This is a genomic window from Flavobacterium sp. KBS0721 (assembly GCF_002007065.3).
GTDB lineage: Bacteria > Bacteroidota > Bacteroidia > Flavobacteriales > Flavobacteriaceae > Flavobacterium > Flavobacterium piscis.
On record NZ_CP042170.1, the window covers coordinates 5,754,840 to 5,776,383 of the forward strand.

General features: G+C 33.5%; 23 protein-coding genes. 5 read left to right on the forward strand and 18 right to left on the reverse strand.

Features of this window, described 5'->3' with window-relative positions; translation table 11 throughout:
• Nucleotides 1-49: 49 nt before the first annotated feature.
• Nucleotides 50-1,327 carry an MFS transporter gene (locus B0M43_RS23855; RefSeq protein ID WP_078005687.1) on the reverse strand — a complete coding sequence of 426 codons (1,278 nt, stop codon included), beginning with the start codon at nucleotides 1,325-1,327 and terminating at the stop codon, nucleotides 50-52.
• A 269-nt stretch (nucleotides 1,328-1,596) separates the two neighbouring features.
• Here B0M43_RS23855 and bshC point away from each other — a divergent pair, with 269 nt between their 5' ends.
• The 3 genes from bshC (at nucleotide 1,597) to B0M43_RS23870 (ending at nucleotide 5,321) form a co-directional block, all read left to right on the forward strand.
• Nucleotides 1,597-3,186, forward strand: a complete 1,590-nt coding sequence (gene bshC, locus B0M43_RS23860) for a bacillithiol biosynthesis cysteine-adding enzyme BshC (RefSeq protein WP_078005688.1) — start codon at nucleotides 1,597-1,599, stop codon at nucleotides 3,184-3,186.
• A gap of 226 nt (nucleotides 3,187-3,412) precedes the next feature.
• Complete coding sequence (locus B0M43_RS23865; RefSeq protein ID WP_078005689.1) at nucleotides 3,413-4,684, forward strand: acyltransferase family protein; 1,272 nt, start codon at nucleotides 3,413-3,415, stop codon at nucleotides 4,682-4,684.
• Between the two features lie 217 nt (nucleotides 4,685-4,901).
• Nucleotides 4,902-5,321, forward strand: a complete 420-nt coding sequence (locus B0M43_RS23870) for a nucleoside-diphosphate kinase (RefSeq protein ID WP_065451312.1) — start codon at nucleotides 4,902-4,904, stop codon at nucleotides 5,319-5,321.
• Between the two features lie 98 nt (nucleotides 5,322-5,419).
• Here B0M43_RS23870 and B0M43_RS23875 read toward each other — a convergent pair whose 3' ends face one another.
• From B0M43_RS23875 to B0M43_RS23885, 3 genes are read right to left on the reverse strand one after another with little or no spacing between them, the layout of a single operon-like run.
• The gene (locus B0M43_RS23875) at nucleotides 5,420-5,890 is read right to left on the reverse strand and encodes a hypothetical protein (RefSeq protein WP_065451311.1); all 471 of its coding nucleotides are present in this window, start codon (nucleotides 5,888-5,890) and stop codon (nucleotides 5,420-5,422) included.
• A 29-nt stretch (nucleotides 5,891-5,919) separates the two neighbouring features.
• On the reverse strand, nucleotides 5,920-6,216 hold the full coding sequence (locus B0M43_RS23880; protein WP_065451310.1) for a DUF721 domain-containing protein: 297 nt from the start codon (nucleotides 6,214-6,216) through the stop codon (nucleotides 5,920-5,922).
• Nucleotides 6,197-6,637 (reverse strand): lipocalin family protein, encoded by a 441-nt coding sequence (locus B0M43_RS23885; RefSeq protein ID WP_078005690.1) that lies wholly within the window; start codon nucleotides 6,635-6,637, stop codon nucleotides 6,197-6,199. Before B0M43_RS23885 ends, B0M43_RS23880 begins: the two co-directional genes overlap by 20 nt.
• Before the next feature lie 413 nt (nucleotides 6,638-7,050).
• On the opposite strand from B0M43_RS23885, the gene B0M43_RS23890 reads away from it, so the two are divergent.
• A complete protein-coding gene (locus tag B0M43_RS23890) occupies nucleotides 7,051-7,548 on the forward strand; it encodes a hypothetical protein (protein ID WP_078005691.1) in 498 nt (165 codons plus the stop codon).
• A 14-nt stretch (nucleotides 7,549-7,562) separates the two neighbouring features.
• Here B0M43_RS23890 and B0M43_RS23895 read toward each other — a convergent pair whose 3' ends face one another.
• The 13 genes from B0M43_RS23895 to B0M43_RS23955 all read right to left on the reverse strand — a co-directional run bounded on the left by B0M43_RS23895 (nucleotide 7,563) and on the right by B0M43_RS23955 (nucleotide 19,153).
• Nucleotides 7,563-8,159: a Zn-dependent protease gene (locus tag B0M43_RS23895; RefSeq protein WP_078005692.1), complete on the reverse strand. Its 597-nt coding sequence runs from the start codon at nucleotides 8,157-8,159 to the stop codon at nucleotides 7,563-7,565.
• A 261-nt stretch (nucleotides 8,160-8,420) separates the two neighbouring features.
• Entirely contained in the window at nucleotides 8,421-9,374 is a 954-nt protein-coding gene (ftsY, locus tag B0M43_RS23900; RefSeq protein WP_065451306.1) for a signal recognition particle-docking protein FtsY, read from the reverse strand.
• Between the two features lie 181 nt (nucleotides 9,375-9,555).
• The gene (locus B0M43_RS23905) at nucleotides 9,556-9,708 is read right to left on the reverse strand and encodes a DUF4295 domain-containing protein (RefSeq protein WP_007805819.1); all 153 of its coding nucleotides are present in this window, start codon (nucleotides 9,706-9,708) and stop codon (nucleotides 9,556-9,558) included.
• 96 nt (nucleotides 9,709-9,804) lie between these two features.
• The gene (gene rpmG, locus B0M43_RS23910; RefSeq protein ID WP_008253902.1) at nucleotides 9,805-9,987 is read right to left on the reverse strand and encodes a 50S ribosomal protein L33; all 183 of its coding nucleotides are present in this window, start codon (nucleotides 9,985-9,987) and stop codon (nucleotides 9,805-9,807) included.
• Between the two features lie 27 nt (nucleotides 9,988-10,014).
• Nucleotides 10,015-10,251: a 50S ribosomal protein L28 gene (gene rpmB / locus B0M43_RS23915; protein WP_007805815.1), complete on the reverse strand. Its 237-nt coding sequence runs from the start codon at nucleotides 10,249-10,251 to the stop codon at nucleotides 10,015-10,017.
• Nucleotides 10,252-10,322: 71 nt separating this feature from the next.
• Entirely contained in the window at nucleotides 10,323-11,576 is a 1,254-nt protein-coding gene (locus tag B0M43_RS23920; RefSeq protein WP_078005693.1) for a CinA family nicotinamide mononucleotide deamidase-related protein, read from the reverse strand.
• Between the two features lie 229 nt (nucleotides 11,577-11,805).
• A complete protein-coding gene (locus B0M43_RS23925; RefSeq protein WP_065451304.1) occupies nucleotides 11,806-12,150 on the reverse strand; it encodes an Hpt domain-containing protein in 345 nt (114 codons plus the stop codon).
• On the reverse strand, nucleotides 12,150-12,761 hold the full coding sequence (locus B0M43_RS23930; RefSeq protein ID WP_065451303.1) for a fumarylacetoacetate hydrolase family protein: 612 nt from the start codon (nucleotides 12,759-12,761) through the stop codon (nucleotides 12,150-12,152). The genes B0M43_RS23925 and B0M43_RS23930 overlap by 1 nt, the downstream gene beginning before the upstream one ends.
• A gap of 91 nt (nucleotides 12,762-12,852) precedes the next feature.
• Entirely contained in the window at nucleotides 12,853-13,623 is a 771-nt protein-coding gene (locus B0M43_RS23935; protein ID WP_065451302.1) for a 3'-5' exonuclease, read from the reverse strand.
• A gap of 216 nt (nucleotides 13,624-13,839) precedes the next feature.
• Nucleotides 13,840-15,159, reverse strand: a complete 1,320-nt coding sequence (locus B0M43_RS23940; protein ID WP_078005694.1) for a dihydrolipoamide acetyltransferase family protein — start codon at nucleotides 15,157-15,159, stop codon at nucleotides 13,840-13,842.
• Nucleotides 15,160-15,243: 84 nt separating this feature from the next.
• Nucleotides 15,244-16,407, reverse strand: coding sequence for a glycosyltransferase family 2 protein (locus B0M43_RS23945; RefSeq protein WP_078005695.1), 1,164 nt, complete (start codon nucleotides 16,405-16,407; stop codon nucleotides 15,244-15,246).
• 30 nt (nucleotides 16,408-16,437) lie between these two features.
• Nucleotides 16,438-17,619 carry a hypothetical protein gene (locus B0M43_RS23950; RefSeq protein ID WP_246860172.1) on the reverse strand — a complete coding sequence of 394 codons (1,182 nt, stop codon included), beginning with the start codon at nucleotides 17,617-17,619 and terminating at the stop codon, nucleotides 16,438-16,440.
• A gap of 343 nt (nucleotides 17,620-17,962) precedes the next feature.
• Nucleotides 17,963-19,153 (reverse strand): DUF5009 domain-containing protein, encoded by a 1,191-nt coding sequence (locus tag B0M43_RS23955; protein WP_078005696.1) that lies wholly within the window; start codon nucleotides 19,151-19,153, stop codon nucleotides 17,963-17,965.
• A 116-nt stretch (nucleotides 19,154-19,269) separates the two neighbouring features.
• Here B0M43_RS23955 and B0M43_RS23960 point away from each other — a divergent pair, with 116 nt between their 5' ends.
• Entirely contained in the window at nucleotides 19,270-20,007 is a 738-nt protein-coding gene (locus B0M43_RS23960; protein WP_078005697.1) for a tyrosine-protein phosphatase, read from the forward strand.
• Here B0M43_RS23960 and B0M43_RS23965 read toward each other — a convergent pair whose 3' ends face one another.
• Nucleotides 20,008-21,426, reverse strand: a complete 1,419-nt coding sequence (locus tag B0M43_RS23965) for an undecaprenyl-phosphate glucose phosphotransferase (RefSeq protein WP_078005698.1) — start codon at nucleotides 21,424-21,426, stop codon at nucleotides 20,008-20,010. It lies immediately after the preceding gene.
• Nucleotides 21,427-21,544: the final 118 nt, after the last annotated feature.

Here is a 21,544-nt window from a genome sequence, read left to right on the forward strand (position 1 = left end):
TTACATATATCTTTTGTTCCCGATAGCTATCAGGATTGCTATTAAACTTTTAAAATTTATGTTCCTCTTTGCTGATGACCAAAAAGGCAAATAAAGAAATACATGCGGCGATTGTTAAATACAAACCTACATAACTTACGCTATAAGTAGAGGCTAACCAAATTGCTATCATAGGCGCAAAAGCAGCACCCAAAATTCCTGCCATATTAAAAGTTAAGGATGCACCAGAATAACGCACATTTGTTGGAAACAACTCTGATAAAAAGGTTCCCAATGGCCCATAAGTAAAGCCCATTAAAGCCATTCCGATACAGGCAAAAGTAGTTACTAACACAATATTTCCCGAACTTAAAAAATAAGAAAAGAAAAATCCGAAAATCGCGATCGCCACTGTAGCAATAATAAGCATTTTACGTCGGCCAATTTTATCTGCAACTACAGCCGAAACCGGAATAAAAATGGCAAAAAACAATACCGAAAACAACTGTATTAATAATCCGTCTCTTTTCACAATTCCTAAATCCGAGGTCGCCCAACTCAACGTAAAAACAGTCATTAAATAAAAAACCAAGAAAGTGGTAACAGCGGCAAAGGTTCCAAAAATAAGTTGATTTTTATACGACTTCACCAGTGTTAAAAAAGGGACTTTTACTTCTTCCTGTTCTTTTTTAGAATTTTCGAAAGAAGGAGTTTCGGTAATTTTTGTTCGAATGTAAAAGCCTATTACTACCAAAAGAGAACTGGCAATAAACGGAATCCTCCATCCGTAATCCATAAAATCTTCATTGCTCATAGAATCGGTTAAGAATAAGAAAGTTCCTCCGGAAAGCAATAATCCTATTGGAGCGCCCAATTGAGGAAACATTCCATACCAGGCACGCTTATTTGGCGGTGCATTTTCTATAGCCAATAAAACAGCTCCTCCCCATTCGCCTCCTAAACCTACGCCTTGTCCAAATCTACACAGCATTAATAATAACGGAGCTGCAACGCCAATGCTGGCATAACTTGGTAAAAATCCAATGGTAACTGTCGAGATTCCCATTGTTAATAAAGCGGCAACCAAAGTAAATTTACGACCTATTTTATCTCCATAATGTCCAAAAAAGGCGGATCCTAGAGGACGTGATAAAAAAGCGATCGAAAAAGTAGCTAAAGATTCCAAAGTCGCTATAGTCGAATTAGAACCGGGGAAAAATAATTGCGGGAAGACCAATACTGCGGCATTGGCATAAATATAAAAATCAAAAAATTCAATTGTGGTTCCTATTAAAGAACCAAAAAGAACGTGTTTTAGTGAGTTCTTCTTTTTCGGGGTAGTTTCCATGTAAAATAGATATATCTTTTTTGATTACAAAAATAGAATTTAGCTATTAATAATTCATCTTTAGAACAAATACTTTTAAATGATCACGCATTTTTAACAACTTTACCGAATTTCATTTTTATTTTAATACTGAAAAAACTCAACATTAAAAACTTGATTAGAGGAGCTTTAAAATAAAATTGAAAAATCAAATCATAAGCTATCGTTAAAACTGTTTTTCACTGCATATTTTCATTAAATTTACAGCTGTCAAAAATAAATTTAAAATTATGCCAACCGACTGTATCAGCTACCAAACTTCAGGATATTTCTCTAAATTGATGCAAGATTATTTAGATCAAAAATTAGAATTGAAGACGCTGTACAACAACTTTCCTACTTTGGAAAACTTCGAAAAACAAATTGCCGAAAAAGCAGCCAACTTTGATAACAACAACCGAATCCCACTGGTTGAAACTTTAAGGAAGCAATACCAGAACATCGAAATTTCTGATTCGACAAAACAAAACATCGAACTTTTAGGGCTTCAAAACACGTATACTATTACCACCGGACATCAGTTAAATTTATTTAGCGGTCCCTTGTATTTCTTATATAAAATTATCTCGACGATTAATCTTACCAAGGAATTAAAATTAAAATATCCATCGAATAATTTTGTGCCTGTTTATTGGATGGCGACAGAAGATCATGATTTTGAAGAGATCAACTATTTTAATTTTAAAGGAAAAAAATTCCGTTGGAATAAAGAAAGCAATGGTCCAGTTGGAAGACTTTCGACAGAAGGTTTAGCTGAATTTTTCGAAATTTATTCGTTAGAATTAGGATCAAGCACCAATGCCAGCGTTATAAAAAAACTGTTTGAAGAAGCGTATTTAAAACATAAAAACCTTGCCGATGCTACGCGATTTCTCGCCAATAGCTTATTTTCAAATTACGGCTTGGTAATCTTAGATGCTGATGATGCCAATTTAAAACAAGCTTTCATTCCGTACATCAAAGAAGAATTAGAGCAACAAACTTCTTTTAAAGCAGTTCAGGAAACTATAGAACAACTAAAGGATTATACGGTTCAGGTAAATCCTCGTGAAATAAATTTATTTTATATCGAAGATGATTTGCGTGAACGCATTATTTTCGAAAATGATAAATATTTTGTCAACAACACTAGAATGTCATTTTCTAAAGATGAAATTTTAAAAGTATTAGAAAGCAATCCCGAGAAATTTAGTCCAAACGTGATCATGCGTCCGTTGTATCAGGAAATTATTTTACCAAATTTGTGCTACATTGGCGGAGGCGGAGAAATTGCGTATTGGCTGGAATTAAAATCTTTTTTTAAAGCTGTAAACATTACTTTTCCAATGCTGCTGGTTCGAAACTCCGTACTTTTAGCAACAGAAAAACAAGGTAAGAAAGCAGACAACCTAGGTTTAAGCTGGGCAGATTTATTCACAAAACCAGATAATTTAATAAACGCTATTACACATAAATTATCTGCATTTCCGATTGATTTAACACCTCAAAAAGAAATATTAGACAAACAATTTGAATATCTTTATGAACTTGCGCAACAAACCGACAAATCATTTACTGGAGCTGTAAAAGCGCAGGAAGTAAAACAAAAGAAAGGATTAGACAATCTTGAAAAAAGATTATTAAAAGCCCAAAAACGAAAATTAGAGAACGAATTGCAACGTGTAACAGATTTACAATTCGAATTGTTTCCTAATCAGAGTTTACAGGAACGCCATACTAATTTCTCAGAATTTTATCTGGAAAAAGGCGAACAGTTAATTCCGCTTTTAATCCAAAAACTAAAACCATTAGAAACGAATTTTAATATAATTATGATATAAAAAAAGTTTGCCCCGAACTACACAAATTTCCAAGAATGTAAATTCTCAAAGGAAAAACATATTGCTTTTCCTTAAAAATTTAGTATAAATTCGTTTAATTCGTGGCAAACAAAAACAATAAAGTAATATTCCTCAGAAACAAATAACCACCTCTTCTGAAATTATTGCCTCTCTAAACCAAATAGCAACTTTTTTAAACACAAAAATTAACCTATTTACCAAAATTATGACCAGAGAGCGCTTGATTTCATTGGATGTCTTTAGAGGACTGACTATTTTATTGATGACAATTGTAAATAACCCCGGAGACTGGGGCAATGTTTATCCTCCATTATTACACGCCGAATGGCACGGCTGCACCCTAACCGATTTAGTTTTTCCATTTTTTATTTTTATCATGGGAGTTGCAGTTCCTTTAGCAATGCCAGATAAATTTTATGACGGCACAACTTTCAACAAAATTTTAGTTCGTTCCTTACGAATGCTTTGTTTAGGAATTTTCTTCAACTTTTTCGGAAAAATCCAATTATTTGGTCTTGAAGGAATTCCACTTTTAATGGGAAGATTAATCATTACCGTTGCTGTTGGCTACGCTTTAATGGGCAGTTTCAGTTCGAAAATCAAAAATATTTTAGCCTTTTCGATTCTGTTTATTTATCTGTTACTTGCTTATAGCGGTATCGAAGCATATCAAGACGTACGACTCCCGGGAGTTTTACAGCGTATTGCAATTGTATATTTTGTTGTTTCTCTTTTGTATTTAAAAACATCTCAAAAAACGCAGATTATAACCGGAATCGTTTTATTGTTAGGTTATTGGGCCATAATGACATTAATTCCTGTTCCCGGAATTGGCGAAGCAAATCTTGATAAAGGAACCAACTTAGCTTCATGGCTTGACAGTATTTTACTAAAAGGACATATGTATCGAGGAACCGTAACCTGGGATCCGGAGGGAATTTTGAGTACGATTCCGTCAATCGTAAACGGAATTATCGGTTTATTGATTGGGCAACTTTTACAAACCGATATGATCAAAATTCAAAAAGCACAAAGAATGGGTATTATCGGTACAATACTTATCTTTTTTGGATTAATTTGGGATATCATTTTCCCTATCAACAAATCACTTTGGACCAGCAGCTACGTTCTTTACACGACAGGATTAGCGACAGTAGTTTTAACCATCTTATATTATATAATAGATATTGCTAATTATAAAAAAGGTTTCAAGCCTTTCCTGGTCTGGGGAGTAAACCCAATGATTGTTTTTTTTACCTCACAAATTATCCCGCAGGCTTTAGTCATGATCGAGTTTCAAAACCCGCATCATCCTGCAGAGAAAATCAATCTTTTAAACTATTTATATACTTTCGGAATTGCACCATTTTTCAGCAATCCGATGACTGCTTCTTTAGCCGGAGCATTGGTTTATGTTGGCATCTGGACTTTCATATTGTGGGTATTCTACAAAAAGAAATTGATTTTTAAAGTTTAAAATTGTCTCACCATATGTAGAGACGCACAACAGTGCGTCTTTTTTTACATCATTAAATGTTTTGTGCGAGATGCACTGCGGTGCATCTCAACCTATATGGTTTTAAAAAAACAGCTTCTATTAGTCAAAACATCATTGTACCGTGTTTTAATTACGAATTAATTAAAATCAATTCATAAAAAAAGTATACTTTTGCACAAAATTTAATAAATATAAAATGGCAACTAATAGAACTTTTACAATGATTAAGCCAGATGCAGTTCAAAACGGACACATCGGTAATATCTTAGCAATGATTACTAATGGAGGTTTCAAAATCGTTTCATTAAAATTAACTCAACTAACTGTAGCTGATGCTCAGGCATTTTATGCAGTTCACTCAGCAAGACCTTTCTACGGAGAATTAGTTGAATTCATGTCTCGCGGACCAATTGTTGCTGCAATTTTAGAAAAAGACAACGCAGTAGAAGATTTCAGAACTTTAATTGGAGCTACAAATCCAGCTGAAGCTGCTGAAGGAACTATTCGTAAAGCATACGCAACTTCTATTGGAGAAAATGCAGTTCACGGTTCTGACAGCGACGAAAATGCTGCTATCGAAGGTGCATTTCATTTTGCCGGAAGAGAGCAATTCTAATATTAGTTTTCAGTCTCAGTGGCCGTTTTCAGTCACAGAAACGCATAAAAAAATCCTGTTTGCTTTACACAAACAGGATTTTCTTTTTATTTTCATTTTTACTTAAACAGCTCAGTGCATTCGCCAGTAAAACTAGATTCTCTTTCACCCATATCGTTTAGCTTATCACTCAAAATCGATTTTAACTCTTCAAAATTACTGTGATAAAAACTTGAAATACTACCAATTCTTTTTCCATTTTTAAGAATAAAAAGAGATTCATAAACACCTCCTTTTGCTGATTCAATCAAAGTTATAAAACCATCTAAAGTCGTAAAATCGTAAACTACAGATTTTCCTGCTCCAAAATAACGTTTTACAATTACACTATCATCGTCTATCTCAACTTTATAAGCTCTCGTTCTAAAAACTGTCAGCCAAAAAAAGATAATAAAAGCCACAAACAAAACAGGCCACAACATACCTGCAACCCGAGATGTAGCCGAAAGATAAACAACCAAAAATGGCAATATAGTAATCCAGCAAATGATAAAAATTGCAAAAAAATTAAATTTAGATTTTATATTCATAATAAAAACTTCATTAAACACAAAAAAGTCTATCTCAAAATTACATCTTTTACTACCTCGCGTCCCAACTCTTCATTGATCATTTTCACGATTTTAGTTTTTCCGTGACTTAGTTCTTCTCTCAACACTGCCGATGCCAGCTCTACATATAAAGTACTTCCCTTCAGGACAACATTTTTCGTATACGTATTTACACCATTCCCCATCAACTGTCTCCAAGCCTCTTTTACATCAATCTGATCCATTCCGGGACCTAATTTATTCACCTGGATAATCTGTTGTAAAACAGCCCCAATCGTACTCTGATTATTTAGTCTTTTTGCCATCGTCTAATAAATTTACCGGTCCTGCTTTTTTATAATGATATTCTTTTTTCTCCTGATTTTTCACCACTAGCTTCTCGTCTGTTATTGAAATCAATTCCTCACTCCATTTTGCATAATCTGTTTTATAATCTAAGAAAACCTGGTCATCTTTAAACCGAACCGAAACATTTTCAAAAGAATCACTGGTCAAAAAAGTGCCGTCAAGTTGTGGCATTACCTTCTTTCTAATTCCTTTATTATTTTTAATATCAAAATAATCAAAACTTTCATTCATTTTGTAATCTTTGTCCTCGCCCTTATCAAAAACTACTTTTTCAATTTCCCAATAACCGTTTAATTTCGCAATATCTTCCGGTTTAATTTCCTGTTTACAGCTCACAAACAAAAGCGATAAAACCAAAACCATAAAAGTGTTTTTCATACTATATTTTATTAAAATTCAATAATTGTTACTCATAGCTTTCTTAAGTTTCAGTAGCAGAATTAGGAGCTATTTCCTGCTGTCCACTATATCTTTGTGTCTCCCGACAGCTATCGGGAACACCACAAAAGGATGCTGCTCCCATCAGGGCTAGGGATCCTATTTTCAAAAGAAAATTTTGCATCACAAAGTTAACTTTATAAAATTCAAATGAAATATTTATCTCTTAATTTTTAGAAGATTTACAATAATAGAAAATAAAAAAACAACCTTATTAAAAACTTATTCTACCTGAAATTTGACTTTTACTGGCTATAAGAAAATTTAACATATCGCATCTTTGCATTTAATTTTTTTACTATTTTTTATCACAATACTAAATACCAGATATTAAAGCTCATACAATAAACAAAATGAAAAATATAGCACTATTTATTATCTTGATTTTAGTTTCCTGCACCAACAAAAGAAACAACATAACCGAGACCACAATCCAGGAATATAATCCAACTACAAATACAGTAGAAAAAATACTAACAGATTCCGTAAAAAACAACTTCTTAGACACAGAAAAAACGAAGAATTCACCAGTTAAGATTATTTCAGCAAGTTTGCTTAAAAATCAATATTCTGATCATAAAGACATAAAACTAACCTTCAAAAACACCACACCAAAAAATATTAAAGCCATTAAATTTGAATGGTACTGTGAAAATGTTTTTGACAAACCGGCAAGCGGCCAATTTTTCTTTGTAAAGGGAATAACAAGAGGACACACCGATGTCCTACTGAAGTCAAAAAAAATAGAATCTAAAATATGGGAAGATTTTTCGACAGATGCCTACACTATTCTAGCGGCAAGAGCCTATTACATTGCTTTTACCGATGGAACAAAATGGGAACTTAAATAAAAAACCATCTTTATTTAAATCAAATTCCATCCCTTTTTTACCAGAAAGCTTTTGCAGCTATCACAGAAATCATTTTCTTCATCGAGATGATTTCCACCTTCAGCGTCTCTCATTAGGCAGGTTTTTGTTTTACAATGAGACAAACCTTCTGTATGACCCAATTCATGAAAAACAACTTTATAAAATTGTTGATCTCTATTTTTCTTTGCCATTCTAAAATCCGAAACTACACAGGATTTACCAGGGCGGTAACCCAATCCCATAATTCCCCAATCTTTGATTCCGTTTTTAGTAGTACTAACATCAAAGTTTGACAAACCCACAATAACAGAATCGTTCCCAATATTATTACGAAGAGATTTTATAATACTATCAGCACGATACCTATTTCGAGGTTTATAATAAGAGTTTTCAGGAAAAGAAATATTAGGTCTTAAAATGACATTAGGATTAATTTCCTTAATTTGAATCAAAACTTTATTAGCCTGATCTAATTTAAAATTACCCAATGGCTGGATAACAATTACCTTACTTTTTGTAATTTCATTCTCCTTCTTTGTATTTGTACAGGAAAGCAAACTACAAATTAAAACAAGAAAAAAGTACTTCATAAGAAATAAGGATAAAACTCCAGTATTCAGTTTTATTTGCAATTAACTGTACAAAAACAAAAAACGATTACTTCGTACGCAATCTTTTTAAGACTCCCATAAAAAAGAAAATCACTCCTAAAACCAATAACACATAGTAAAAAGACAAATTTTTATCTCGTAGTACATTTGCCAGTACAAAACAAACAACGCTTGCAAAATAAAAAGTAAGAGGCGTCATATTTTTTAAAGAAGAAAAACTCATTGAATTAGTTCAAAAAATTATTTAAAAAAACTATCTACAAATTCATATTTATTAAAGACCTGTAAATCCTCAATCCCCTCACCAACACCAATATATTTTACAGGAATCTGAAACTGGTCAGAAATACCAATTACAACACCACCTTTTGCAGTTCCGTCAAGTTTAGTTACAGCAAGAGAAGTTACCTCAGTTGCAGCAGTAAATTGCTTCGCTTGCTCAAAAGCATTTTGACCGGTAGAACCATCTAAAACTAGTAATACATCATGAGGCGCATCAGCAACCACTTTTTGCATCACACGTTTTACTTTAGTAAGCTCATTCATCAAATTAACTTTGTTGTGCAAACGTCCAGCAGTATCAATAATAACAACATCGGCATTTTGCGCTACCGCAGACTGCAAAGTGTCAAAAGCAACAGAAGCAGGATCACTTCCCATATTTTGTCTCACAATAGGCACATCTACACGATCTGCCCAAACTTGCAATTGATCGATAGCAGCAGCACGAAAAGTATCTGCAGCACCTAAAACAACTTTATAACCCGCTTTTTTAAACTGATAAGCCAGTTTACCAATTGTAGTTGTTTTACCAACTCCGTTTACTCCCACCACCATTAAAACGTATGGTTTTTTATCTTTCGGAATTTCGAATTCAGTCGCTTCCCCAGTATTGGTTTCAGATAATAAAGCACCAATTTCTTCACGAAGAATCTGGTTCAGTTCCTCTGTTCCTAAATATTTGTCTTCAGCAACGCGTTTTTCGATTCTTGAGATTATCTTAAGTGTTGTATTTACACCAACATCAGAAGCAACAAGAATTTCTTCCAAATCATCCAGAACGTCGTCATCGACTTTAGATTTTCCGGCAACGGCTTTGCTTAACTTTGAGAAAAAAGTAGTTTTTGATTTTTCAAGACCTTTGTCTAAAGTCTCTTTTTTATCAGTAGAGAATAATTTTTTAAAAAAACTCATTTTTTTGTAGATTATTAGATTGTTAGACTTCTAGATTTTAAATTATCTGAAATCTTAATCTTTAAAGAAGGCCTATTTAAAAAAAACATATTGTTCTCCTTCTTTAAATTTCTAGACAAATATAAAAAATAAAAAAGCTACTTCCGAATGAAAGTAGCTTTTCTATATAATGTAATTGTAATTATTTCTTTTTCAAGAAAGTATCAACTTCTTCAGGAGCCATAATAGATTCTACGAATGTATATGCACCAGTTTTAGGAGATTTCACCATTTTGATGGCTTTTGATAATCTCTTAGAAGATGTTTGTAACGATGCTACGGTTTTCTTTGCCATGATTCAAATGTTATTGAAATTCAATAAATCTTCAAGTATTACACTATTACTTAATAGTAACGTATTACTTTTGAGATCTACAAAAATCTCTAATTATTACTTAATTTCTTTGTGAACAGTTACGCGTTTCAAGATTGGATTAAATTTTTTAATCTCTAATCTGTCCGGAGTATTTTTTTTGTTCTTAGTTGTAATGTATCTTGAAGTACCTGGAACACCAGAAGTCTTGTGCTCAGTACATTCTAAAATTACCTGGATTCTATTACCTTTCTTTGCCATCTTGCTATATATTTATTTAGGAAAAGATTATTTGATAAATCCTTCTGACTGCGCTTTTTTCAAAACAGCAGAAATTCCATTTTTATTAATTGTTTTTATCGTAGATGCTGCTACTCTAAGAGTAATCCATCTATCTTCTTCTGGAAGATAAAAACGCTTTTTAACTAAGTTTACAGAAAATTTTCTCTTAGTTTTGTTCATAGCGTGAGAAACGTTATTTCCTACCATCGCTCTTTTACCTGTAAGGTCACAAACTCTTGACATTATACTTATCTTTTATCGTTATTCAAAATCAGGGTGCAAAGAAAAGAAAAATAAACGATTGAAACAAAAAATTATAGCACATTTTTTAAAATTTCTTTCTGTAATATTTCTAAACTCTTAATCACGGCTCTATCTATCACTTTTTCACGTGGTTGGCCAAAATTAAATTCTTCGACAATTATACCGTTTGGAGTAGCCAAAGCGATAAAAACAGCTCCGATTTCAGCATCAGAGTCACCTTTTGTCGGTCCGGCGTTCCCGGTTGTGGCAATTGCATAGTCTGTTTTGAGTATCTCTTTCACATTCAAAGCCATAGCCGACGCAACTTCTGCGCTAACTACCGAAAATTGGTCGACTAAATCCTGCGAGACACCGAGAACACTAACCTTCGCCTCTGTTGCATACGAAACTACACTGCCTTTAAAGTAGTTAGAAGCTCCGGGAACAGCAGACAGAACAGCAGCTATTTTTCCGCCTGTAAAACTTTCCGCGGTTGCAATGGTTTTATTTTGTTTTGTCAATATTTTACCCACTACAGATTCGATCGTTTCATTTTCTTCGTATCCTACTATAATATCATGAATGATAGCATCTAATGATTTTACATTTTCTTCTATCGCTGCTTCTAAAAGTTCTTTATTCGTTCCTCTGGCAGACAAACGCAGCCGCACCCGACCCGGATTTGGTAAATAAGCCAACTTGATGAATTCAGGCAAATTATTCTCCCAATGTTCAATACGCTCTGCCACTAGACTCTCGCCCTGACCGTAGGTTAAAATAGTTTTATGAATAATATACGGGCGCTTGTATTCACGAACAATTTTAGGAATTATTTCTTCCTCTACCAAATATTTCATTTCGTACGGAACTCCCGGAAGCGATATAAATACCGTATCTTCTTTCTTCATCCACATTCCCGGCGCAGTTCCCATTTTGTTGTGCAAAACGGTACATTTTGACGGAACCAGTGCCTGATCTTTATTTAATTGTGAAATAGGCCTTTTATAAAACCCTTCAATCAATTCGGTCACGTGAGCCAAAACTTCCGGATTTACGACTAATTCATCATCAAAATAATCGCAGAATGTCTTTTTGGTAACATCGTCTTTTGTTGGCCCTAAACCACCTGTTACAATCACAACATCTACTTTGTTTTGCAATTGTGCAAAAGTGTCTAAAATGTGTTTTTTATCATCGCTTATCGAGATCATTTCATGAACTTCGACACCGATTCGATCGAGTGATTTAGCGATAAAACCTGAATTTGTATCTACAATCTGACCTATTAAAATTTCGTCTCCAATAGTAATGATAGTTGCTTTCATAGCTGTGGAATATTTTTACTTACTTATTGTAAGTCATTATTATAAAGTAGGTTTTTTGCCGCAATGATTATGCGTGAGGGGTAGTAGCGGCATTCTTTTGTTACGAAAAGAGACGCCTTTTTTAAATAAAAAATTTCCGGAACAAAAGATATAACGTCCCGAAACGTTGGGATCGACCCTGTTTTTGTCTTAAATTAAAAAAGAGCAAAAACAGGGGCACGCCCAAATTTTACAAATCGAAATCTTTTTTAATTTCCTTGATAGCATCTTTTACCTGCACTCTTATACTTTTAAAAGTTTCGATAATTTCTTTTTTCTTGCCTTCTGCCTTTGTCCAGGCTTCGACTTGCAGAATTTCTTCAAAAGCAACATTTAAACCCATCAAATCTAATGTTGGTTTTATTTTGTGCGCATAAGAATAGGCATATTTATGATCTTTTTTCTTGATTCCTTCTTTGATTTGTTTTAAATCCTCCGGAACTTCGGTAACAAATAATTTTAGAATTTCGTTTACAAATTCAGGATCATTGTCTGAAAGCGCATACACTTTCGAAAGGTTGTATTTTAAAGCCATTATTTTACTTGTATTCTAAATAATTTTTTATCTTCTAAAAAGCCTTCTAAAACATCATTTGGTTTAACCGAAGCTACACCTTCAGGAGTTCCTGTAAAAATAATATCGCCTATTTTTAAAGTAAAAAATTGCGATACATAAGAAACAAGCTCGTCAATTTTCCAGAGCATGAAACTTGTATTCCCTTTTTGAACTGTTTCAGAATTGTTTGTTAACTCAAATGTAAGATTTTCCATCGAAATAAAATCTGTTTTAGGTAAAAAATCTCCAATTACCGCAGATCCATCAAAAGCTTTTGCTTTTTCCCAAGGCAACCCTTTTGCTTTCAATTTATCCTGTAAATCTCTGGCAGTAAAATCAATACCTACACTTATCTCATCATAGTATTTGTGCGCAAACTTAGGCTCAATGTACTTTCCTACTTTGTTAATTTTTACAATTATCTCTATTTCGTGATGAATTTCTTCAGAAAATTCAGGAATTACAAATGGATGCTGCTTTAACAAAACTGCCGAATCCGGTTTCATAAAAACCACCGGCTCTGCTGGCCGTTCGTTTTTTAATTCCTCGATATGATTGGTATAATTTCTACCGATACAAATAATCTTCATTTCTTTTATGAGTTGCTAAGATACCAAGTCGCGAAGGTTCTAAGAAAAATGCAAAAAATTTAGCATCTCAGAACCTTAGTGACTTAGTACCTTATTTAGTATTTAACTTTCTTAATTTAATTGCTGTTAAAACCTTTTTAGTATACAATGGAAAATCAGCATTTTGAATCCAGCTGAAATATCCTGGTTCTGTTTCAAGAATTTTATCAACCTTGGCTCCTTTGTGTTTTCCGAATGTAAAGATTTCTTCGTTGTCTTTATCAAAAGCAATCATTCCTGCAAAATCGGCGATTTTTTTACGGGTTGTAAATTCAGACAATGATTTCATGTCATTCTCTAAATCAGGGTAACGATCTAGTTGTGCTTTTAAAATTTCATAGGTTGCCATTGTATCTGCTTCTGCAGAATGCGCGTTTTCTAAACTTTTTCCGCAGTAAAATTTTAGTGCAGCACTTAGTGTACGTTCTTCCATTTTATGAAAAATAGTCTGCACATCTACCGACACTTTATTTTTCATATCAAAATCTACTCCGGCACGAAGTAATTCTTCAGCCAAAAGCGGAATATCAAAACGATCTGAATTAAAACCTCCCAAATCACTATCCTTAATCATATTATGAATTTGCGCTGCCAATTCATTAAAAGTAGGTTCGTTGGCAACTTTTTCATCGGTGATACCGTGAACGGCGGTTGTTTGCGGCGGAATTGGAATTGTTGGATTCACCAACCAGGTTTTACTTTCTTTATTTCCGTTTGGAAAAACTTTGAATATCGAAATTTCTACGATTCGATCTTTACCAATATCAATTCCGGTTGTTTCAAGATCAAAAAAGCAAATTGGTTTGTTGAGTTTCAGTTCCATTTTTTAATTTTATAAGATTACAAATGTAATTTTTAAAGCCGAATTTCCTCTTTTATTCTTGATTTTTTTAAACAAAAATCAACTCAATTTTATGATTTTAACTTTTAAATTCATTCTTGGAGAATAGCATTCTTCATTTCTTAACCTTTTCTTACAAAACAAAAAACCCGGAAAATCATTAAAATTTTCCGGGCTTGAATTTACTTTTATATGATTTTAATAATCTCTGTCTACATCAAAAGCTTCTAAATATTCAGCTACTCTTTTTACAAAACTTCCACCCAAAGCTCCATCTACAACTCTGTGATCGTAAGAGTGTGATAAGAACATTTTTTGACGAATTCCTATAAAATCACCTTCAGGAGTTTCGATAACCGCAGGCACTTTACGAATTGCACCAAGAGCAAGAATTCCCACTTGTGGCTGATTGATAATTGGCGTACCAAAGACACTACCAAAGGTTCCCACATTCGTTACAGTGTAAGTTCCGCCTTGTGTATCGTCTGGTTTTAGTTTTCCTGCTTTTGCACGGTTTCCTAAATCATTAACCGCTTTTGCCATTCCAACCAGATTCAACTGATCTGCATTTTTAATTACCGGAACAATTAAATTTCCATTTGGTAAAGCCGCAGCCATTCCTAAGTTTATATTTTTCTTTTTGATGATATAATCACCATCTACAGAAATATTCATTCCCGGGAAATCTTTTAATGCTTTTGCAACCGCTTCCATCATAATTGGGGTAAAAGTCAGCTTCTCGCCTTCTCTCTTTTCGAAAGCCGTTTTTACTTTTTCTCTCCATTTTACAATATTCGTTACATCAACTTCAATAAAAGATTGTACGTGAGCCGAAGTTTGCACCGAAGCCGTCATGTATCCTGAAATCAATTTACGCATTCTGTCCATTTCGATGATTTCGTCACCTCCATTTACAGAAACCGGAACCGCTTGTTGACTTTTTTGAACCGGAGCTGCTACTGGCTGTGTTGCTTTTGGAGCTTCTACAACTGCTTTTGGTGTTTCAACACCTGATTTGCGGTTTTCAATATATTTTAAAATATCTTCTTTTGTTACACGGCCATCTTTTCCTGAACCTGCAATACTTTCCAATTCAGCAATAGAAATCCCTTCTTCTTTTGCAATATTTTTTACTAATGGAGAAAAGAATTTATCTGACGCTGTAAAATCCTTAGGAGTAGTGAAGGTATCTTTAACTGTTTCGATTGTGTTTTCAATTTCTGCAACTTCGGCAGCAAAGGCTTGTTCTTCAACTGCTTTTACAGCCGGAGCATCGCCTTCAGTTTCAATAATCGCAATGGTTTGTCCTACCTGAACCAAATCGTCTTTACCAAACAATTGTTCAACCAAAATTCCTGAAACTTCACTTGGCACTTCACTGTCAACTTTATCAGTTGCAATTTCCAGTACTGCTTCGTCAGCTTCAATTTTGTCTCCCACTTCTTTCAACCAGTTGGTAATAGTTGCTTCAGCGACACTCTCTCCCATTTTAGGAAGTTTTAATTCAAATCTTGCCATATTGTTAATCTAAAGGATGATTTTGATTTTCTGATTGCGAAATTACTGAATATTTTAAATATAAATTACACTTAATTTAATTTTTTACTCAATTTTTATAATTTGCCCTCTGTCATTTCGGGAATTACTCCCAATAATAAAATTTGTGTTTTTGGGGAAAATCTTAAAAGTAACGTTCTTATCCTTAAGAGTTTTTATGATTTTGATACATTTTTTGAATGAAACATACTGATTATCCAAAATAATCTCCACCTTTTTACCCTTAAAAATCAGGGACGAATTTACCATTTTTTCTTTTTTTAAATCTAAAAACCGCACTTTATTTTTTAAAATAGAAGGTAATTTTTCAGACAAATTTTTATTTGAAGAGTAAAAAATGATACTTTCAGGCAATAGTTTTGGCTTGGTTTTTCCCTGAAACATTTTGATAAAAGAGAAAAACCAAATACCAATTTGGATAAAAAATTCAAAAAACCAGGATTTCTTAAAATGCTTTTGATAAAAGAAATTCATCGCTTCCTGAAACCGTTGCATGTATTTTTCGTCTTTTACCGTACTTTCGCCTTTATAGTGCAAAACAGTTGTTTCGTGAAAGTAGAAATTTGATTTTTGTTGCTTTAACACCCTATACGACAAATCGATATCATCAGCATACATAAAACATTTTTCATCAAAACCGCCAAGTTCTCTATATAAATCTCGTTGCATAAACATAAAAGCCCCAACAAGGATATCTACTTTTCCAGTTTCGTTTTTTCGTAAATACTGGGCATAATATTGGTTAAAGAGTTTCCATTTTGGAAAAACTTTATATAAGCCAAAAACTTTTGTAAAAGCCACCCAGGGCGTTGGAATGCCGCGTTTGCTTTCCGGCAGAAAATTTCCCGTTCCGTCAATTAATTTACAACCTACGATTCCGAGATTGATTTGCCTTTCGGCGAAAGCCAAAATCTTTATAAAGGTATCCCCTGCAACAACGGTATCCGGATTTAAAATGCAAATGTATTTTCCCGAAGCTTGCTCAACCCCGATATTATTTCCTTTTGGAAAACCAAAATTCGCATCATTCTCAATTAATTTTACATCAGGAAATTTACTTTTCATCATCAAACAACTCTCATCAGACGAATTATTATCGACTACAATAATTTCGGCATCAAGTTTAGAAAGTGCTTCCTGAACACTTAAAACACATTGTTCCAGAAAGTAACGAACATTATAATTAAGAATAATTACCGATAATTGCATGAAAAACGAGGGAATTGATTTTTGGGAAAGTTAGAAATTTTCGGCCAAACCCAATCGCAATGACCAATCGTTTTTACTAACACCAAAATCAAGCACCAGATTACTATTATTTTTTTTGTTCCATTTAATGCGCAAACCTGTACCAATAGCGGGATTCCATTTCTTAAAATCATAAGTATCCAATTTTGAAACCGAAGAAAGATTGGCGAAAAATACAGCGCCCCAAAATCCGTTTTTAGAAATATCGGTTCGATATTCGCTTTCAAAATAAAGCAATGCATTACTGCGGAATCTGTTTCTGGTAAAACCTCGGCCTGTTTTCCCGTCGCGGTCCCAGCCAATACTTGGCAAGTCGAGATAATGTGGTTTTCCGCCAAAGGTCGACCAATAAAAAGCTCTGTAAGCAAGAACTCTGTGTTTGTATTTACTAAAAGAATGGTATTTTCGGGCATCAAAATAGATCGATTTCCATTTTTGCCCATCTACTCCACTGGTATTCATTCTATAATCTGCTTCGACATACAAACCCTGTTCCGGATTTACGTTGTTTTTTCTCGAATCGTACAATCCCTGAATGGCAACACCAAAAGAAGTTTCATCAGAGAAATCGCCGTCCATATATTTCACATAATCGGTTTGATCATCCACATAAGAATCTTCAGAAATATTTTGATAATTATCATACAACAATCCTAAACCCAGCCGAAAATCTCCAATAATTTTTCGGGTTGCAAATTGATAAAAACGCCATTGCTGATAATCCAGAGTCGACATTTCTTTGTCTGTATTATGGCCGCCTAATCCGTAAGTATCCTGCGGATAAATCATAAAACGATAATCTCCAATAAAATTCCAGTTGTTGTTTTTGGTATAAATATAGGATTGAACAGGAAAAACATATTGTTTGGTAAAACTAAAATAAGGCGAAAAAGTAACCTGAGACATTCTCGTTGTATTACTGTCTCCAAGATAAAAAGTCGTTAAAAATGAAACTACTAATCCGGCACTTTTATTTGCATCTATAGGAACAGGAAGCAGAGAAAAGGCTACTTTTTTATCGGCATTTATGCGAAGCGAATCATTTTTATGAAAGAGCTGATACAAAACATCTAAAATATCTTTTTTGCTTTTCGCGATAGAATCATTTTGCGAATAACAAAAAGGCATCAGGAAAAAGAGAAATAAAACTGTAAGAGATTTTAGATTTTTCATTTCATAAAACTTTAAGAAACAAGTTCTTACAAATTTAAAATTAATTTTAAAAATGCAGCTATTTTATAAATAATAAAAGAGAGAAAATCCTAACAGAAACTAAGTTCGCAAAGCTTTGCGTTTAATAGCTTTGCGAACGGTTATGTTTTGCCACTGATTATCAAGATTAAGATGATTTCTTAAATTGCAATTCTAAAAAAACAAAATTTGCGTCTTCGCAACTTTGCGAACATATTAAAATCCAGCTTTAAAAAAACTTTGCGAACTTTGCGTAAATCTTAGCGCCCTTTGCGGTTAAATTCTCATTTCCAAAACTTAACAAAATTTTGCGGTTAAATCTTTACTATAAATGCAATTGAATTTTATACTTATTACATAATTTCATCACAAACAGCATAATTGTCGAAAATACCAACGCCCAGAGAATTCCCGGAACTCCTTCGCGAAAGTATCCCGGAATAATATGAATATTAAAAGCTTTGCAGAAATAATAAATTACGCCGGGTAAAATATAAATCAGTAAAGGATTTGCTGCTGCAGGCATAAAGAAATTACTCCATTTGGTGATCTTTTTAATCTCCATTAACCAGTACAGAAAATAGAACAATACGGTACAGATTGCCGCAGAAAACATCGTCCAGGATGGCGTTCCTTTTATTTTTGAAATTCCAAAATAAGGTCTTAACAAATATCCTGTTACAAAAAATAAAACGGCAAAACCTATTACTGCCCAGTTGATTTTGGCAGCTACTTTTCGGTCAAAAAACAATAACGAAATTATTACTCCTGCAGCAACTAATGCGGCGTGGGTTAAATGTCCGGCAATAAAACTCAACCAGGACGTTTGTTGTATAAAAGATCCTTCGGTTAAATTGATTGTATTTGCTGCTACACAAACAATTAAGAAGGCAATCATTGCCCATAATTTTCCTGAAACCAGCCAATAATAAATTACTGTAAACAAATACGCCCAACCTATTAAGCCCAAAATACCCCACCATTTTGGCGTCATTCCTATTTCGCCCGTATCCCGAACATATAAAAAATACAACGCAACCAAAACTAACATTCCGCCATATTGCAATGTATTTTGTAACCAAACCGGAAAATCTTTACCATATTTATTCCAGACCGGGATTGGCATTGCATAAGCTAAAAGTCCCCAGAAAACTGGCGCGATAATCATTTTTGAAGCATCATAGCCATACTCTGCATTCACCATAAAAACACCAATGATAATTAAAGCTAAAGCCCTTTTTAAAGTATGCGTCCAGATTGTTTTGGCACTATCTCTTTTGAGTAATCGGGCGTTAAAAGCAAAAGGAACAGACATTCCTACAATAAATAAAAAAGCAGGAAAAACAACATCTACAAAAGTCATGGCATCAGCATCAGCCGGCATGTGTTTCATCCATTGCGGAACATTTGAAATACTGGCCAGCTCATTTACGAAAATCATAACAAATATTGTAATTCCACGTAAAGCATCAATAGAAATAATCCTTTGATTGTATAGATTTTCTTTAATTTTCATAAAAAAGTAGGTTTATAGCAATCTCAAATATAATATAATTCTAAAATGTTCGGTTACATTTGTTACATTAAAAATTTAACCCTCACAAATTATTCTCATTTACATACTTTTGCAACATGCTATCCTTTTTAAAATCAAAACCGTTTCTTAAAGATCTTCTTTCGAATAATTACGTTGATATTCATTCTCATTTAATACCGGGAATTGATGATGGTGCAAAAAACATAACTGACACAACAAAACTTATCACTGCATTTCAGGAAATTGGAATATCCCACATTATTACTACCCCTCATATAAGTCATTATATTTATACTAATTCTTCGGAAACTATTACTGTAAAACATAAGGAAACAGCATTGTTTTTAAAAGAAAATAATATCAAAATTCCTTTTCAGGCTGCTGCCGAATATTTTATGGATGATTGGTTTGAAAGTCATTTTAAAACCGAAAAATTGCTCACCTTAAAAGACAACTATGTATTGGTTGAAATATCGTACCAAAGAGCTCCAGTACAATTATACAAGACAATTTTTGAATTGCAGGTTGCAGGATATATTCCGGTTCTGGCACATCCGGAGCGTTATTTATATTACCGAAAAGACTTTGGTGAATATGAAAAACTAAAAAAAGCGGGATGTTTATTTCAGCTCAATTTGCTGTCTACAGTAGGTTATTATGGAGAAAGAATAACCAAAATCGCAGAAGAGCTCCTTAAAAAAGGAATGTACGACTTTGCAGGAACTGATGTGCATCATATGAAACACGTTGCTTCATTGGGGCAAAAAATAAAAATTGACAGTATTTCGAATCTAAAAGAAGTGATCAATAACAATCAGTTTTTTAAACTTTAATTAATAGGCGTTCTCTTCGCCTTTGAATATATTGATGATTGTTTTGATGATAATTTTTATATCGAGTAATAAGCTCCAATTTTCGATGTACCAAATATCATATTCCACTCTGTTTTCCATATCGCTTAATATTTTTGTCTCGCCGCGAAAACCATTCACCTGTGCCCAGCCTGTAATTCCGGGTTTAGCATATTGTCGCACCAGATAATTATTGATTAAATCACTGTACTCTTTTGCCAGATTTACCATGTGCGGTCTTGGTCCTACAACAGACATATCTCCCCATAAAACATTAAAAAACTGTGGCAGTTCATCTATACTTGTCTTACGAATAAAAGAACCAAATTTAGTAATACGGCTATCTCCTTTTTCGGCTTGTTTTCTATGTGCCAGACCATTAACATACATACTTCTGAATTTCAAACACATAAAAGACCTATTGTCACGCCCTGAACGTTGTTGCTTAAAAAAGATTGGTCCCGGCGATTCTATTTTAATAATCAGCATTATAATTGGAAACAGCCACGGAAAAACCAATAAAATGACAAAAGCCGCAAAACAAATATCGAATACTTTTTTTATGAGCCTGTTTACAGGAAATTCTAAAGGTTCTGTCCTGAACATTAATACAGGAGTGTTTTCATAAAAAGAAACCTCGACTTTGCTTGATTTTGTGTACAGCTGAAAATCAGGAATAAACTTAATCCGTACCATGTTTTGTTCGCAGATGCGCGTTAGTTCGTTGATTACTTCAATATTATCAATATGCAAAGCCACATACATTTCATCGACTTTTTTTTCGATAACGAATTCCTGAATTGCCTTAAAACCTCCTAAAACCGCAGTGGGATTTACAATTGCTGTATCTATTTTTTCATCAAAAAAACCTAAGAAGCGATATCCATATGTTAAATCCCTGGCGAGTATTTTGCGGATTTTTTCTCCTGAGGGATTGGCTCCCACCACAATAAAAGTTTTAAAATTATACCCTTTTGCCCGAATATATTTTAAAAGCTTCATTGATAAATATCGACAGACCATCAACAATACGAAGAAAAACAGATAAAAATAACACAATCTCAATCTTGAAATATCTGTATAGTTTAAGTAAACAACAAAAATTGAGATTAAAGCGGCATGAATGATTAACTTTTTTATGGTTCTCACCAATATAGATTCTATAGGTTCGACCCTTATACTTCTGCTGGAATCGTTTTGAAGTAATAGTCCTACCCAGATTAAAATTGCCAACAATGCCACTGTTCTTTCTTCTTTGGATAAAAGCTTGTCTAAACTGCCAAATCTGGCCAACGCAGAAAGTACTGTAGCCATATTTAACAACACCACATCCACAGCCACAAACAAAAGTTTAAAATAGCGTGAAAAACGGTAATGTGACAATCTTTGTAAAATTTTCATACTAGGGAATTATACTTACAAATATTAAATAAAAATCTGATTAATCAGCACCGCAAAATACCATTTTAATTATATTTTTCAACAGTATTTTAAAGCTATTCTTTAAAACTTTACTTTT